The organism is Kitasatospora setae KM-6054, from assembly GCF_000269985.1.
Taxonomy (GTDB): Bacteria; Actinomycetota; Actinomycetes; order Streptomycetales; family Streptomycetaceae; genus Kitasatospora; species Kitasatospora setae.
This window is the reverse complement of record NC_016109.1, coordinates 4147779-4161439: the sequence shown is the minus strand read 5'-3', so window position 1 is coordinate 4161439 and position 13661 is coordinate 4147779. Positions and strand designations below refer to the sequence as shown.

11 protein-coding genes and 3 tRNA genes are annotated in these 13661 nt (G+C 75.1%); 10 read left to right on the top strand and 4 right to left on the bottom strand.

All coding sequences use genetic code 11. From position 1 onward, the window contains the following. The first annotated feature begins 58 nt into the window (after positions 1-58). The 5 genes from KSE_RS18465 to KSE_RS18445 all read left to right on the top strand — a co-directional run bounded on the left by KSE_RS18465 (position 59) and on the right by KSE_RS18445 (position 2072). Positions 59-149: transfer RNA gene (locus KSE_RS18465), tRNA-Ser, on the top strand. A gap of 240 nt (positions 150-389) precedes the next feature. Continuing rightward, positions 390-465: transfer RNA gene (locus tag KSE_RS18460), tRNA-Arg, on the top strand. A gap of 35 nt (positions 466-500) precedes the next feature. Next, positions 501-576, top strand: a tRNA-Arg gene (locus KSE_RS18455). Positions 577-854: 278 nt separating this feature from the next. Beyond that, positions 855-1037, top strand: a complete 183-nt coding sequence (locus tag KSE_RS42875; protein WP_014136849.1) for a hypothetical protein — start codon at positions 855-857, stop codon at positions 1035-1037. Positions 1038-1085: 48 nt separating this feature from the next. Then, positions 1086-2072, top strand: a complete 987-nt coding sequence (locus tag KSE_RS18445; protein ID WP_014136848.1) for an MvdC/MvdD family ATP grasp protein — start codon at positions 1086-1088, stop codon at positions 2070-2072. A gap of 58 nt (positions 2073-2130) precedes the next feature. Here KSE_RS18445 and KSE_RS18440 read toward each other — a convergent pair whose 3' ends face one another. After that, positions 2131-3330 carry a globin domain-containing protein gene (locus tag KSE_RS18440; protein WP_014136847.1) on the bottom strand — a complete coding sequence of 400 codons (1200 nt, stop codon included), beginning with the start codon at positions 3328-3330 and terminating at the stop codon, positions 2131-2133. A gap of 10 nt (positions 3331-3340) precedes the next feature. After that, positions 3341-3757 carry a globin domain-containing protein gene (locus tag KSE_RS42870; RefSeq protein ID WP_014136846.1) on the bottom strand — a complete coding sequence of 139 codons (417 nt, stop codon included), beginning with the start codon at positions 3755-3757 and terminating at the stop codon, positions 3341-3343. Positions 3758-4056: 299 nt separating this feature from the next. Between KSE_RS42870 and KSE_RS18430 the strand changes: the two genes are divergently transcribed. The 3 genes from KSE_RS18430 (at position 4057) to KSE_RS38585 (ending at position 10177) form a co-directional block, all read left to right on the top strand. Then, entirely contained in the window at positions 4057-7641 is a 3585-nt protein-coding gene (locus KSE_RS18430) for an Ig-like domain-containing protein (protein ID WP_014136845.1), read from the top strand. Between the two features lie 212 nt (positions 7642-7853). Then, the gene (locus KSE_RS43845) at positions 7854-9209 is read left to right on the top strand and encodes an SPFH domain-containing protein (protein WP_014136844.1); all 1356 of its coding nucleotides are present in this window, start codon (positions 7854-7856) and stop codon (positions 9207-9209) included. Next, positions 9206-10177 (top strand): C40 family peptidase, encoded by a 972-nt coding sequence (locus KSE_RS38585; protein WP_014136843.1) that lies wholly within the window; start codon positions 9206-9208, stop codon positions 10175-10177. The genes KSE_RS43845 and KSE_RS38585 overlap by 4 nt, the downstream gene beginning before the upstream one ends. 121 nt (positions 10178-10298) lie before the next feature. On the opposite strand, the gene KSE_RS18415 is transcribed toward KSE_RS38585, so the two are convergent. After that, complete coding sequence (locus KSE_RS18415; protein ID WP_033258825.1) at positions 10299-11255, bottom strand: aldo/keto reductase; 957 nt, start codon at positions 11253-11255, stop codon at positions 10299-10301. A gap of 150 nt (positions 11256-11405) precedes the next feature. On the opposite strand from KSE_RS18415, the gene KSE_RS18410 reads away from it, so the two are divergent. Both KSE_RS18410 and KSE_RS18405 read left to right on the top strand, forming a co-directional pair. Further along, positions 11406-11612 carry a hypothetical protein gene (locus KSE_RS18410; RefSeq protein WP_033258824.1) on the top strand — a complete coding sequence of 69 codons (207 nt, stop codon included), beginning with the start codon at positions 11406-11408 and terminating at the stop codon, positions 11610-11612. Between the two features lie 133 nt (positions 11613-11745). Beyond that, positions 11746-12594, top strand: coding sequence for a tyrosine-protein phosphatase (locus KSE_RS18405; RefSeq protein WP_014136840.1), 849 nt, complete (start codon positions 11746-11748; stop codon positions 12592-12594). Between the two features lie 21 nt (positions 12595-12615). Here KSE_RS18405 and KSE_RS18400 read toward each other — a convergent pair whose 3' ends face one another. Beyond that, complete coding sequence (locus tag KSE_RS18400) at positions 12616-13506, bottom strand: RNA polymerase sigma factor SigF (protein ID WP_014136839.1); 891 nt, start codon at positions 13504-13506, stop codon at positions 12616-12618. Between the last annotated feature and the right edge of the window lie 155 nt (positions 13507-13661).

Here is a 13661-nt window from a genome sequence, read left to right as displayed (position 1 = left end):
TGTGGCATCATCGCAGTCGCACGGAACGCACCGGAGTACCGGTGGCGGTCCGGCTGTTGGAGGCGTCGCCTAGTCCGGTCTATGGCGCCGCACTGCTAATGCGGTTTGGGCTTTATCGTCCATCGAGGGTTCAAATCCCTCCGCCTCCGCTTCACCGGGAGCCCCGTCGGTCACTGACCGACGGGGCTCCCGTCGTCTCCGGCCCGCCCGGACCGTGCCCCGACCGTTGCCGAATGTTCACCGGGGCGCCCGGCGGAGGCGCCCTTGACGGGGGCGCCGGCGGGGCCGGGGCGGGGCCCGGCGGGGTCGGCGGCAATCAATTTCGCCCCTGGTCGACGGTCATGTAATGTTGTCCCCGCACCGCCCAGGAGGCCAGTCCGCCGGGGCGAGCGCTCATAGCTCAACGGATAGAGCACTTGACTACGGATCAAGAGGTTGCAGGTTCGAATCCTGCTGAGCGCACCACAACTCCGCTCGCGGTTCCGCAAGGATCCGTCCGAGCGCTCATAGCTCAACGGATAGAGCACTTGACTACGGATCAAGAGGTTGCAGGTTCGAATCCTGCTGAGCGCACCAGCCGAAGGCCCCGGGTACCCACCCGGGGCCTTCGTCGTTTCCCGGCCCGTTTCAGCCTCTCGAGTGACTACGCATGGTGAGGTTTGACCTACTCCTTGACAAGTTAATGCATCAGCTGGAATCTGGTGAGGCCACCGCCCGCAGCCGCGGCGGTGTCGGCGGCCCCGTTCCGGGCGGCCGGATCGGGCAGGTGCTGACCGTCCGTCATCTCCTTTCCGCTCCGGGTCCGTTCCGGGTGCGTTCGCGTCGGCGGGGCCAGGTGCGAAGGAGGCGGACTCATGTTGTTCGGCATGCGGGAGGCCCGGGTCGTGGACGCTCCGGACGTGTGCGCGGGCGGCTACCGGTACGACCCGGTCGCCCAGCTCGGCTGGTTCGGCGCGGTGCCCGCCGACGAGGCGGAGGGGCTCGGGTACACCACGCACACCACGACCCTGATCAACTCGGAGGACGGCGACGCCTGACCGGCCGTCCGGTTCCGTCGTCCCGTCATTCACCCCGAAGGACCCACGATGACCGTCCTGGTACTGACGAACAGACTCGATCCCACCGCGGACCGGGTGATCAAGGGATTGCGGGCCAGGGCGGTCGGCGTGGTGCGGCTCGACCCCGGCGACCTCCCGGAGGGCGTCGCGATCGAGGCCGAGCACTCCGGCCGGGCCTGGCGGGGCCGGATCTTCACGGCGCACCACAGCGTGCTGGTCGACGACATCACCGCGGTCTACGTGCGCCGCCCGAACAGCCCGCGGGTCCTCGGCAGTCCGACGGACCCCGACGCCTACCGGACCTACCAGTGGGCCGCCCGGGAGAACCACGAGGGCCTGTACGGCGTGCTGTTCGGCCTGCCGGGGGTGCGCTGGGCCAACCGTCCCGACCGCAACCGGACGGCGGGGCTCAAGGGCTACCAGCTGGCGACCGCGGCGGCCTGCGGTTTCGCGGTGCCGCCGACGCTGTTCGGCAACACCGTCTCCGGGGCGCGGCGGTTCGTCGGCGCGCAGGGCGAGGCGGTGTACAAGCCGCTGCGCGGCGCGCCGGAGCGCGGCGGCTGGCAGGCGATGGCGCTCTACACCCGGGCGGTCTCCACGGCGGAGCTGGACGAGAGCGTGCGGGGCGCGGTCTGCCAGTTCCAGCGGCGGATCAGGCCGCGGTACGAGGCCCGGGTGACTGTGGTGGGCGACCGGGTCTTCACCGCCCGGCTGGACTCCCCGACGGCGGACGGCGCGGTCGACTGGCGGCAGTACCAGGGCACGGACCAGCTGGTGACCACGCTGATCGACACCCCGGCGGGGCTCGCCCGGAGCATCCACCGGTACATGCGGGTGATGGGGTTGAACTACGGCTGCTTCGACTTCATGGTCGACGCGGCGGACCGCTGGTGGTTCCTGGAGTGCAATCCCTCGGGCCAGTACCTCGGGGTCGAGAACGAGACCGGGGCGCCGGTGACCCGGGCGGTGGTGGACTGGCTGGCCGGCGCCCCGGGGGCGGGGGCGCGGAACTGACGGTGTCGCCGGTCCTGCCGCCCCCCGACCACCACAACGGGGGGCGGCAGGAGCGGCGTCAGCCGAGTTCGGTCCGGTTGATCCAGGGCACGTCGCGTTCTTCGAGGAACCACTCCGCGGGGGTGAGCGGGCGGCTGCGGTTGAAGGTGGGCGTGGCCGGGTCGTGCCGGAGGTACGCGGATTCGGCGCCCTGCTCCAGGAGTTGGGCGCCGACGCCGGGGGCGAGGTCGGGCGGTCCGGCCAGGTGGATGTCGTGGCCGGAGCAGTCCCCGTACGCGCGCAGCCCCTCGCGCAGCAGTCGGACGCCCTCGGCGCGGGAGCCGCCGCGTTCGGGGGCGGCGAGCACGGCGTGCAGCCAGGGGTGTTCCTTGACCAGGGCGTGCACGGCCGCCAGGTCGTACTGGTCCTCGTCGCCGCGGGCGGCGACGAAGACCGTGGTGGGCCGTCCGCCGTCCTGGGCGAGTTGTTCCAGCAGGGCCTTGACCGGGGCCCAGCCGGTGCCGGCGGCGACCATCAGCAGCGGCCGGTAGGAGTCGGGGGCGAGCACGGCCTCGCCGAGCGGCGGGCCGATCCGGACGGTTTCGCCGAGCCGGACGTCGTTGACCAGCGCGGTGGACAGCAGTCCGTCGGGGATCCGGCGGACGTGCAGTTCCAGGGTGTTGTCGGTGCGGGGGGCGCACGCGACGGAGTAGGGCCGCCAGACCTGGGGGCGGCGGTCGGAGCAGGCGGTCAGGTACTGGCCCGCGGTGTAGGGGTACGGCCGGTCGGGCCGCAGGGTGAGCACCGCGAGGTCCGGGGTGGCGCGGCGGCGGTCGACGACCTCGGCGTCCCACCAGCGCGGGACGGTGTCGGGGACGGCGGCGGCCGCGTCGATCATGGCCTGGGAGATGACGGTGAAGGCTTCCAGCCAGCTCTTCTCGACCTCCTGGGTCCAGGAGTGGCCGGAGAAGTGCTTGAGCGCGGCGATCAGGCTGGCGCCGACGGCGGGGTAGTGCTCGGGCGCGGCCTGGAACTTCCGGTGGTCGCGCCCGAGTGCCGCCAGGTAGCCGGTGAGCTTCTCCGGTTCCTCCAGCCGCGTCACCAGTTGGGTGAGCGCGGCGAACAGGCGGTCGCGCTGTTCGGCGAGCCTGGCCGGGAAGAGCTCTTCGACACCGGGGTTGTTGGTGAACAGGTGGGCGTAGAAGAACTTGGTCAGCTGATCGGCGCGGCGCTCGACGACGGCGAAGCTGGCGCGGATGACCGCGGGGTCGAAGGGCACCGGGGGGCTCTCAGCCCGCGGCTTCTTCGGTCAGCGCCGCGCTCATGACCTCGGTGACCACACCGTAGAGCGCCGTCCAGGACGCCTCGGTCTCCGGCGTCCAGGCGTCGCCGGCGAAGTGCGCGAGGGCGGCGAGCAGGCTGGCGCCGACGGCCGGGAAGTGCTCGGGGAGGGCGCCGTAGCCGGCGTGCCGGCGGCCCAGGCCCTGGAGCACGTTGACCACGGTGTCGGTGTCGTCGAGCTTGTTGACCAGGGTGCCGAGGGCGGCCCAGAGGCGGTCCTGCTGCTCGTTCAGGTGCTCGGCGAAGAGCTTGCGGACGTCCGGGTTGTGTTCGAACAGGTGCGTGTAGAAGTAGGCGGTCACCGCGCTGCCGTGGGGCTCGACGGCGGCGAAGCTGCTCTTGATGAGTGTGGGATCAATCGTCACGCCCGCCGACTCTACTGATAAACCCACTAATTCGAACAGAGAAGATTGACCGGAAGTCAACAACTGGGCGGTAGCGTCCGATTGATGCCTGTTCGCGGGAGTTGACGATGGGTCGGACGGGTATCCCGATGCTGCTGACCGAGTGGCCACCAATCGGGTGGTGTAGGCGGAAATGACCAGGTGTCGCGGTATGACCGAAACCAGATCGTGATTCCCTTTTGTCGGATCGTCATGAGCATTCGGGCACGCGGCGATCGGACCGCGATCGCGGCGGACGACGACACCGAGAGGAGTGCCGGATGTGCCGACAGTTCCCGCACCGGGCCCCGGCCCCCGACGCCCGCCCGGCCGACCGTGACCGGCCGCGTTCCGGGATCGGGCGGCGCACCGCCGCCCTGCTCGCGGCCGGCCTGCTCGCCGGCCTCGGCGCCCCGCCGACGGCCGCCCAGCAGACCCCGGACGCCTGGTCCGCCGAGCGGCGCGCCGTGCTGCCCTCCGGCCTGGCCGTCCAGTTCGACTACGCGGCCGTCCCCGGGGTGAGCGTCGACACCGCCCCCGGCAGGCTCGCCGACCGCTCCGGCGGCGGCAGCAGCCCCTACACCGACGGCATCCGCCCCGGCGACCCGGCCGAAACCTTCCTGGCCGCCGAGCGCCGCCCGCGCGCCGACAGCTCCTGGCACACCCTCGGCACCCTCCAACTCTCCTTCTCCCGCCCGGTCCGCAACCCCCGGCTGCACGTCAGCGGCCTGAGCGCGACGGCCACCTCGAAGGACGGCAGCACCGGCACCAGCACCCGGCTGACCGTCACCGGCGGCAGCCCCGCCGCCCCCGCCCTGGTCGGCCGCACCGCCTGGCGCGGCTGGACGGTCGGCTCCGGCGAGCTCGCCCCCGCCCCCGACGCCGGCCCGGACGGCTCGGCCGACGGCAGCGGCACCCTCGAACTGGCCGGCACCGTCTCCACCGTGTCGCTCCGGGTCGAGCAGCGCTCCACCGCCCAGGACGGCTCCACCACCCCGCCCGCCCCGCTCCGCCAGGCGTACACCGTCACCCTCGACGAGGGCCTCGGCAGCGCCCCGCAGGCGTACGGGAACGTCTCGCACCTGGTCTCCGACCTGTTCCTCGGCCAGGACGCCGCCACCACCACGACCCGCTCCCGGCCCGGCCTCGCCCAGGCCGTCGAGGAGCCGCTGCAGCCCGGCCCGCCGCCCGGCCCGCCCGCGCCGCCGCCCGACGCCGGCCCGGTCGCCCCCAGCGTGGAACTCGACGGCGGCCAGGGCCGCCGCAGCCCCTGGGCCAGCCCGCCCCCGCCGCTGCTCCAGCCCGGCCGCGCCGAGTACCAGGGCGCCGACCCGACGCTGGTCTTCCCCGCCGAGACCGCCGTCGGCCGCTACTACCACCTGGACGTGCCGGTCAACGCGGGCGGCGCCGCCGCCGTGCTGGCCGGCTGGATCGACTTCGACCACAACGGCCGCTTCGACCCGCTGGAGCGGGTGCAGGCCGACGTCCCCGCCGGGGCGGACCACGCCGCCCTGGAGTGGCAGGTCCCGGCCGGGGCGACCGGCGGCGACACCTGGGTCCGGCTGCGGCTGGCCCGCGGCGGCGCCCAACTGGTCCTCCCCGGCGGCTTCGCCGACTCCGGCCAGGTCATCGACCAGAAGGTCGGCATCGCGATCGGCGCCGCCAAGCCCCAGGTCTCCCTCCCGCTCCCCGGCACCACCACCCGCGAGCCCCGCCCCGAGTTCCGCGGCGACGGCGCGGTCGCCGGGGCGAGCATCGCCGTCCAGGAGAACGGCACCACCCTGTGCACGGCCAAGGCCGGCAGCGACGGCTCGTGGAACTGCCGCCCCGACCGCGCGCTCGCCGAGGGCACCCACACCCTCGTCCCGGTCGAGACCACCCGCGGCGGCATCGTGCTGCGCGGCGACGAACTCCGGCTGACCGTCCGCACCACCCCGCCCACCGCCCCCGTCCTCACCCTGCCCGCCTACACCAACGACCCCGGCCTGCTGCTCACCGGCCTCGGCGAACCCGGCTCCACCGTCACCGTCACCGCGGACGCCGGCAGCCGCGGCGGCGGCGAACTCTGCTCCACCGCCGTCGCCGCCGACGGCACCTGGTCCTGCCTCCCGGTCGAGAACCTCGCCGACGGCCCGCACCAGCTCACCCCGCACGCCGTCGACGACGCCGGCAACCGCTCCGACGGCAAGGCCGTCGCCCTCACCGTCGACACCACCGCCCCCGACCGCCCCCGCCTCACCTCCCCCGGCAGTGGCGACCTCCTGCACACCGCCCGCCCCAAGCTCACCGGCCGCGCCGAACCCGGCACCACCGTCACCGTCACCGCCACCACCGGCCACGGCGACGAACGCACCACCGCCTGCAGCGCCGTCACCACCCCCGACGGCACCTGGTTCTGCACCCCCGCCCGCGACCTCGCCCCCGGCGACCTCACCCTCCTCCCCACCGCGACCGACCCGGCGGGCAACGGCACCCCGGGCGACCCGGTGCGGGTCCACGTCGCGGCGACGGCTACGGGCGGGGGCGGGGGCGGGAGTACGAGCCCGAGTGCGAGTGCGAGCCCGAGTGTGAGCCCGAGTGCGAGTGCGGGGGTGAGCGAAACGGCCTCGCCGGCCGTGGTGGTGTCGGACATGCCGTCGAGCGCGTCGCCGTCGCTCTCGCCGTCGGTCCCGGTGCCCGCCTTGCCGTCAGCGCTGCCGTCCCCGGCAGTGCCGACGGTGCCGGAGACGCCGGAGACGCCGGACGTGCCGGTGCTGCCGATCGTGGTGCCGCCGATGGACGGCCAGGACGATCCGACGGCCGGTCCGGTGCCCTCGCCGTCCGCGTCCGTGAGTGCCTCGCCGTCGGTCTCCGCCTCGTCGAGTGCGTCCCCGTCCTCCGCTGCCGCTGTCTCCCCGTCCGCGTCGCCGTCCCCGTCCGCCTCGGAGACGGCGGCCGAGTCGGTGCCGGTGCCGCCGGATGTGCTGCCGATCGTGGTGCCGGTGGCAGGGGAGCCGTCCGGGGCGCCGAGCCCGTCGCCGTCGGCTTCCGTTTCGCCGAGTGCGTCCGCGTCGCCTTCGGCTTCCCCGTCCGTTTCGCCGTCTCCGTCCGCCTCGGAGGCGGTGGCCGAGCCGGCGCTGCCGGTGCCGCCGGACGTGCTGCCGGTCGTGGTGCCGGTGGTGGGGGCGCCGTCCGCGCCGTCGAGTCCGTCGGTTCCGGTCCCTGCGGTTCCGTCGGTCCCGTCCGCTCCTGCGCTGCCTGCGGTGCCGGACGTGTCCGGGGCGCCCGGGGTGCCGGTGCCGTCGGAGGTGGTCCGGGTGCCGGTGCCGTCGGTGGTCGAGCCGATGGACGGTCAGGTCGCCGCGGTGCCCGCGCCTCCCGGGGTGCCGGACCGGCCGGTCGAGCCCGCGGCGGTCGCGCCGGGGCGGGGGGCGCCGTCCGGGACCGGGCGGCCGTCGGCTTCGGGGACGCCGGTGCCGGTCGGTACGCCGTCCGTGGTGGGTCCGAGTGCGACTCGGAAGGCTTCGCCCGCCGCGACGGTCCTGTCCGCCACGCCGTCGCCCGTCCGGGCTCCGGCCTCGACCCCGTCCCTGTCGCCGGCACCGTCGCCGTCCGCTGCGCCCGCCGTGTCGAAGCCGGGAGCGGGGGCGGGGGCGGACGTCGAGCCGGAGGCCGAGGGCGGTGCCGAGGTGGTGGCCGCTCCGGGTGAGGCGGTGTCGCCGTCGCGGGGGGCGGCCGCTCCGCCGCCGGACGCGGTGGCGGCGGCGCACCGGGCGGCGGCCACCGGGTGGCGCGGGCTGGCCTGCGGGGTGCTGCTGATCGCGGCGGCGGTGGGGTTGTTGACCCGCCGGGTGTTCGGCCGGGGGAGTGGTACCCGGCGCCGCTGACAGCCCGTCCGGTCCGGGGCTGGTTCCCGGTCGGCCCGCTCGTTCCCGCAGTTCAGGGCGGGCGGGCCGACCCGCTGTCGCATATCCGACAAATCGACACACTGCCTGTTAAATGTCGCATTTGATTACTTATCAACCTAGCCTGGGTCTGGCACTGCCCGTCAGATCCGGGCCGCCCGTTGCGCGACACTCTGACCCCCTAGGACACGTGCATGGACGTCACCCGCGACCCTTCGCCGCGACCCCACTCCTGGCCGCCCGCCGCACCCGAGCCCCCCGTCGGTGCGACCCAACTCACCAAGGCCGTCGCCAAGGCGGTGACCAAGCCGCTGATCACGGTCTCCCCGTCCGCCGAGGAGGTCCCCGACCGGGGGCCGACCACCCAGCCGCTGCCCGTGGTCGGCGCGGACGAGCCGTCCGCGCTCCCGCCCGCGCCCCGCGCCACCCCCGAGCCGGTCACCCCCGAGCCGGTCACCGCCGCGCCCGCCCCGCCGGCCCGGCCCGCCGCGCCCGGCGGGCTGCGCAGGCTCAGCACGACCGCCGCCGAGCGGTCGGCGGCGCACCCGACGGTGGCGGACACCGCGACGCACCGCCGGCCGCCGCGCGCGGACCAGTCGCTGCGCGAGCGGCGGGCGTTCACGCTGCCGGGCTGGCTGCCGCTGCTGGTGCTGCTGGCCGGGGCGGCCGGGGTGCTGCTGGTGCTGGCCCGGGCCGGGGTGATCCCGGAGCTGCCCGGGGTGCCCGACCTGCGCGGCCCGGCGGCGAAGGCCAGCGGGGAGGCCGAGGTCGGCGACGCGACGCTCGCCGCGGTGAGCGCGATCGGGCTGGCGATGCTGGCCGCGCTCGGCGGGCTGCTCTCCAACCCGGGCGGCGAGACCCGGGTGCTGACCCGCTGGGGCCGCTACCGCGGCACCGTCCGCCGCACCGGCCTGCTCTGGGTGAACCCGCTGCTGCGCCGCCGCCGGGTGGACGTCCGGCTGCGGCACTGGCGCAGCGAGCCGGTGCGGGTGACCGACCGGGCGGGGACGCCGCTGGTGGTGCGGCTGCTGATCGTGTGGCGGGTCAAGGACACCGCGCGGGTCACACTGGGCATCGCCGAGCACGAAACGTATCTGCGCGAGCAGGTGCAGGCCGTTCTCACCCGAACCGCCTCCCTCCTGCCGTGCGACTCGAACTCCGCGCCGGGGCCCGCGCTGCGCGACGGCCAGTGGTTCGCCGACGAGCTGACCCGGGCGCTGGCCGCCGAGACCGCCCCGGCCGGCGTCGAGGTGTACTCGGTGCAGCCGCTGGCCCTGGACTACGCGCCGGAGGTCGCCGAGTCGATGCGCCGCCGCCGGCTCGCCGACCTGGACGCCGGGCTGCGGACCGTCCTGGTGGACGACGCGGTGGAGGCCGCGGCCCTCGCGGTGCGGCGCCTGGAGCGCGCCACCGCCCACGAGTTGGACGACAGCGCGCGCAGCGCCCTGATGGAGCAGTTGCTGGTCGCGTTCGTCGCCCCGGCCGGGGTCACCGCAGCGGTGCCCGCCCCGGCCGCCCGCCCGAACCGCAAGGAAGGGAAACCCGCGTGACGACCGCGCTCGCCTCGATATCCACCGACCCCGCCGACCTCCCGGACTTCTCCGGCGCCCCCCTGCTGGGCTTCGCCGAATCCGACGGTGCGTCGGTCTGCCGGTGCGCCGCGTGCGCCCGGCCGGCCGCCCGCACCGGCGGGTCCGCCGCGGCCGAGCGGGCGGGCCGAATACACCGCGCCGTGCGCTCGACCTGCCTGGCCACCACGGTGCTGGCGGCCGCCGGAGCGGTCGGCCTCGGCCTCGGCGCGACCACGGCGCAGGCGCTGCCCGCGCCGTCCGGCCCCGGCTGGGACGGCAAGGTCTACTGGTTCAAGAACGCGGCCGGCGAGTGGCGCTACACCAAGTGGCACGACGTCTACCTCGACCGCACCGGTGGCGGGAAGGGCGCGAAGCCGCAGTCGCAGCCGGCCGCCAAGCCCGCCCCGGCGCAGTCCTCCGGCGGGATCCGGCAGGGCTGGGACGGCAAGGTCTACTGGTTCAGGAACGCGGCCGGCGAGTGGCGCTACACCAGCCACTACGACGTCTACGTCGACCGGACCGGCGACCGCGGCGCCCAGCAGTCCGGCGGGCAGTCCGGCGGCCAGGCCGACCGGTCCGCCCCGGCCGGGGTCGAGGCGGCGGTGTCGTACGCGCTCGCGCAGGTCGGCAAGCCGTACGTGTGGGGCGGGAACGGGCCGGACGGGTTCGACTGCTCGGGCCTGGTCCAGCAGGCGTTCCGCCGGGCCGGGGTCGCCACCCCGCGGGTCGCCGACGACCAGTACCGGGCGGCCAGCCCGATCGACTCCGGGCAGCTGCAGCGCGGCGACCTGGTGTTCTGGTCCGGCAACGGCCGGGTCTCGGGCATCCACCACGTGGCCATCTACCTCGGCGACGGGACGTACGTGGAGGCCCCGCGCCCCGGCAAGGACGTCCGGGTCTCCCGCCTCAACAGCGGGTACTACCCGGACTTCTTCGGCCGCCCCTGAGCCCGGCCGCTGGGCCCGGCCGCTGGGCCCGGCCGCTGGGCCCGGGGCCGGACACGACCACGGCGCCCCTCCCACAGCGTGGTGGGAGGGGCGCCGTTCCCGCGCGCCGTCGTCGTGCGCGCTACTCGGAGGCGTCGGTGAGCAGCTTCAGCTCGCCCTCGGTCAGCCGCAGCGCGGCGGCGGCCAGCAGCGGGGGCAGCTGCTCGGGGGTGCGGGCGCTGGCCAGCGGCGCCGCCACGGTGGGTTGCGCGGCCAGCCAGGCGAGCGCCACGCTGGCGGGCTCGGCGCCGTGCGCGGCGGCGACCTCGTCGAGCGCGTCGAGCACCCGGAGGCCGCGCGGGTCGTCCAGGTGGGCGCCCGCGCCCTGGGCCCGGGCCGAGTCGACGGTGGTGCCCGGGCGGTACTTGCCGGTCAGGAAGCCGGAGGCCAGCGCGTAGTACGGGACGGCGGCCAGGCCGTGCGCGGCGACCACCTCGGCCAGCGGGCCCTCGTAGGTGGCGCGGGAGACCAGGTTGTAGTGCGGCTGCACCGCCACGTACTTCGCCAGGCCCTCGCGCTCGGCGAACTCCAGCGAGGCGGCCAGCCGCTCCGGGCCGATGTTGGACGCGGCGACCGCGCGGACCTTGCCCGCGCGGACCAGGCCGTCCAGCGCCGTGACGATCTCCTCGACCGGGACGGCCGGGTCGTCCCGGTGGGTGTAGAACAGGTCGATCCGCTCCACGCCGAGCCGGCGCAGCGACGCCTCGGCGCCCTGCCGGATGGTCTCCGGGCGGAGGTTGTCCAGGCCGGAGAGCATGCCGACCTTGGTGGCGACGACGATCTCGTCCCGGTCGCCCCGGCTGCGCAGCCACTGGCCGATGATGGTCTCGGACTCGCCGCCGGAGTTGCCCGGCGCCCAGGCCGAGTAGACGTCCGCGGTGTCGATGAAGTTGCCGCCGGCCGCCGCGTACGCGTCGAGGACGGCGAAGGACTGCTCGGTGTCGGCCGTCCAGCCGAAGACGTTGCCGCCGAGCGACAGCGGGGAGACGGCGAGGTCGGAGGTGCCCAGGGTCACCCGAGGGGCGTCACTGTAGGTCATGACTGGCAACAACCCGTTCGGGTCCCGGCTGATTCCGCCGGATCGCGGGTCCGCGGCCCGGTGCGCCGGGGTGAGGGGTCGGTGCGGACCCGGTCCGGGGCGGGGACCGGGGTGTCGGCGGGCCGTCCGGGGCGGCTAGAGTCCCGTTCCATGGCTGACAACGACTACGACCCCGCCGGCTCCACCCAGATGTTCCGGGCGTTCGTCGACGAGGCCCCGGCCGCGCAGGCCCCGGGCACCGTCACCACCTACGGCAGCAGCTCCTCCTCCTCGTCGAGCCGCACCCCGATGATCGTGGTCGGGGCCGTCGTGGCCCTGGCGGTCGTCATCGGCGTGATCTGGCTCGCCGTCAAGTAGCGGCGCCGGAGGGCGTCCGCGCCCGTTCGCACGGGACCGCACGGGACCGGCCGGGAGACACCCCGGGCGGCCCCGCGGACCCGCGTGCCTAGACTGTCCGGGTCCCCGCCCCGCCCCCGCGCAGGAGGAGCCCGTGTCCGCGCCGTCCACCGGGACCGCCAGGAGCCTCGGCCTGACGGCCGCCGTCAACGCCCGTGACCTGGGCGGCTACCGCACCGCGGACGGCCGCACCGTGCGCGGCGGCGTGCTGCTGCGCGCCGAGGCGCTCAGCCGGCTCGGCGCGGACGACCTGGCGCTGCTCGGCGCGCTCGGGCTGCGCCACGTCGTGGACCTGCGCAGCCTGGACGAGGTCCGCCACCTGGGCGCCGACCGCGTCCCCGGCCTGCCCGAGGCGGTGCTGCCGGCGGACGCCGCCGCGGTGCTCAGCGTCCCGGCGGCGGGCGGGCTCGGCCCGGACCTGCACCACCTGCCGGTGTTCTCCGCCGACTTCGACCTGTACGTGGAGCTGCGCCGGGTGCTGGGCAGCGGCGACCCGGCGGCGCTGCACGCCGTGCTCGGGGACGGCCGGGGCGGGGCGATGATGGCCTCGATGTACCGCTGGTTCGTCACCGACCCGGTCGCCCGCTCCCGGTTCGCCGCCGTGCTGCGGCTGGTCGCCGAGGCGGACGGCGCGCCGGTGCTGTTCCACTGCACCGCCGGCAAGGACCGCACCGGCTGGACGGCGGCGCTGCTGCTCACCGCGCTCGGCGTCGACCCGGCGGCGGTCCGCGCGGACTACCTGCTCACCAACGAGCGCTCGGCGGCGGGGATCGCGGCCGTCGACCCGCTGCTGCGGCCGCTGTTCCGGGCGGAGGAGTCCTACCTGGAGGCGGCCTTCGAGGAGGTCGCCCGCGGCTGGTCCGGCTTCGAGCACTTCTGGGAGGACGGGCTGGGCCTCACCGGGCGGGAGCTGGAGCGGATCCGGCGCTCCTGCACGGTGTAGCGGCGGGGCCCCGGCGGGGCCTCACTCCGCGGTGAGGCCCGCGCGGAGGTGGGCGAGGGTCTTGGTGAGCAGGCGGGAGACGTGCATCTGGGAGATGCCGATCTCCTCGCCGATCTGGGACTGCGTCAGGTTGCCGAAGAAGCGCAGCATGATGATCCGGCGCTCGCGCGGCGGGAGCTTGGCGAGCAGCGGCTTGAGCGACTCGCGGTACTCGACGCCTTCGAGGGCGAGGTCCTCGTAGCCGAGGCGGTCGGCGAGCGGGCCGTCGCCGCCGTCGTCCTCGGCGGGCGTGGAGTCGAGCGAGCTGGCGGTGTAGGCGTTGCCGACGGCGAGGCCCTCGACCACGTCGTCCTCGGTCACGCCGAGGTAGGCGGCGAGCTCGGGGACGGTGGGGGAGCGGTCGAGGCGCTGGGAGAGTTCGTCGCCGGCCTTGGTGAGGGCGAGGCGGAGCTCCTGGAGGCGGCGCGGGACGCGGACCGACCAGCTGGTGTCGCGGAAGAAGCGCTTGATCTCGCCGACCACGGTGGGCATCGCGAAGGTGGGGAACTCGACGCCGCGGTCCGGGTCGAAGCGGTCGATGGCCTTGATCAGGCCGATGGTGCCGACCTGGACGATGTCCTCCATCGGCTCGTTGCGGCTGCGGAAGCGCGCGGACGCGTACCGGACCAGCGGCAGGTTGAGCTCGATCAGGGTGTCCCGGACGTAGGTGTGCTCCGCGCTGCCGGACTCCAGGCCGGCCAGCCGGCGGAACAGCGCGCGGGACAGCGTGCGGGTGTCGAGCGCCCGGTCGGGGGCCTCGGCGGGACCGGTCTGGGCCGGCAGCGAGACGACGACGGCCTCGACCTCCGTCCCGACCTCGGCTCCGGCTTCGGTGTCGGCTTCGATGACCGCACTGCCCGGTTCTGTGAACACGCGCCCACCCCACTCGTGACTGTCTGTCGAACGGTCACCACCGCGCAGTGGTTCCCGGCTGACGGGTCTGACTCCTCAATACCGGCCCACCGGCCCCGGCAAACCCGAACGTCGCGACTCGTCACCCGCCGGTGACACGGGGCAACAGGAGGTGA

Bases quoted from the DNA above. Each gene is read 5' to 3' on its own strand.
- KSE_RS42875 (WP_014136849.1), top strand. From the start codon at position 855: ATGTTGTTCGGCATGCGGGAGGCCCGGGTCGTGGACGCTCCGGACGTG.
- KSE_RS18445 (WP_014136848.1), top strand. From the start codon at position 1,086: ATGACCGTCCTGGTACTGACGAACAGACTCGATCCCACCGCGGACCGG.
- KSE_RS18430 (WP_014136845.1), top strand. From the start codon at position 4,057: ATGTGCCGACAGTTCCCGCACCGGGCCCCGGCCCCCGACGCCCGCCCG.
- KSE_RS43845 (WP_014136844.1), top strand. From the start codon at position 7,854: ATGGACGTCACCCGCGACCCTTCGCCGCGACCCCACTCCTGGCCGCCC.
- KSE_RS18415 (WP_033258825.1), bottom strand. From the start codon at position 11,255: ATGACCTACAGTGACGCCCCTCGGGTGACCCTGGGCACCTCCGACCTC.
- KSE_RS18410 (WP_033258824.1), top strand. From the start codon at position 11,406: ATGGCTGACAACGACTACGACCCCGCCGGCTCCACCCAGATGTTCCGG.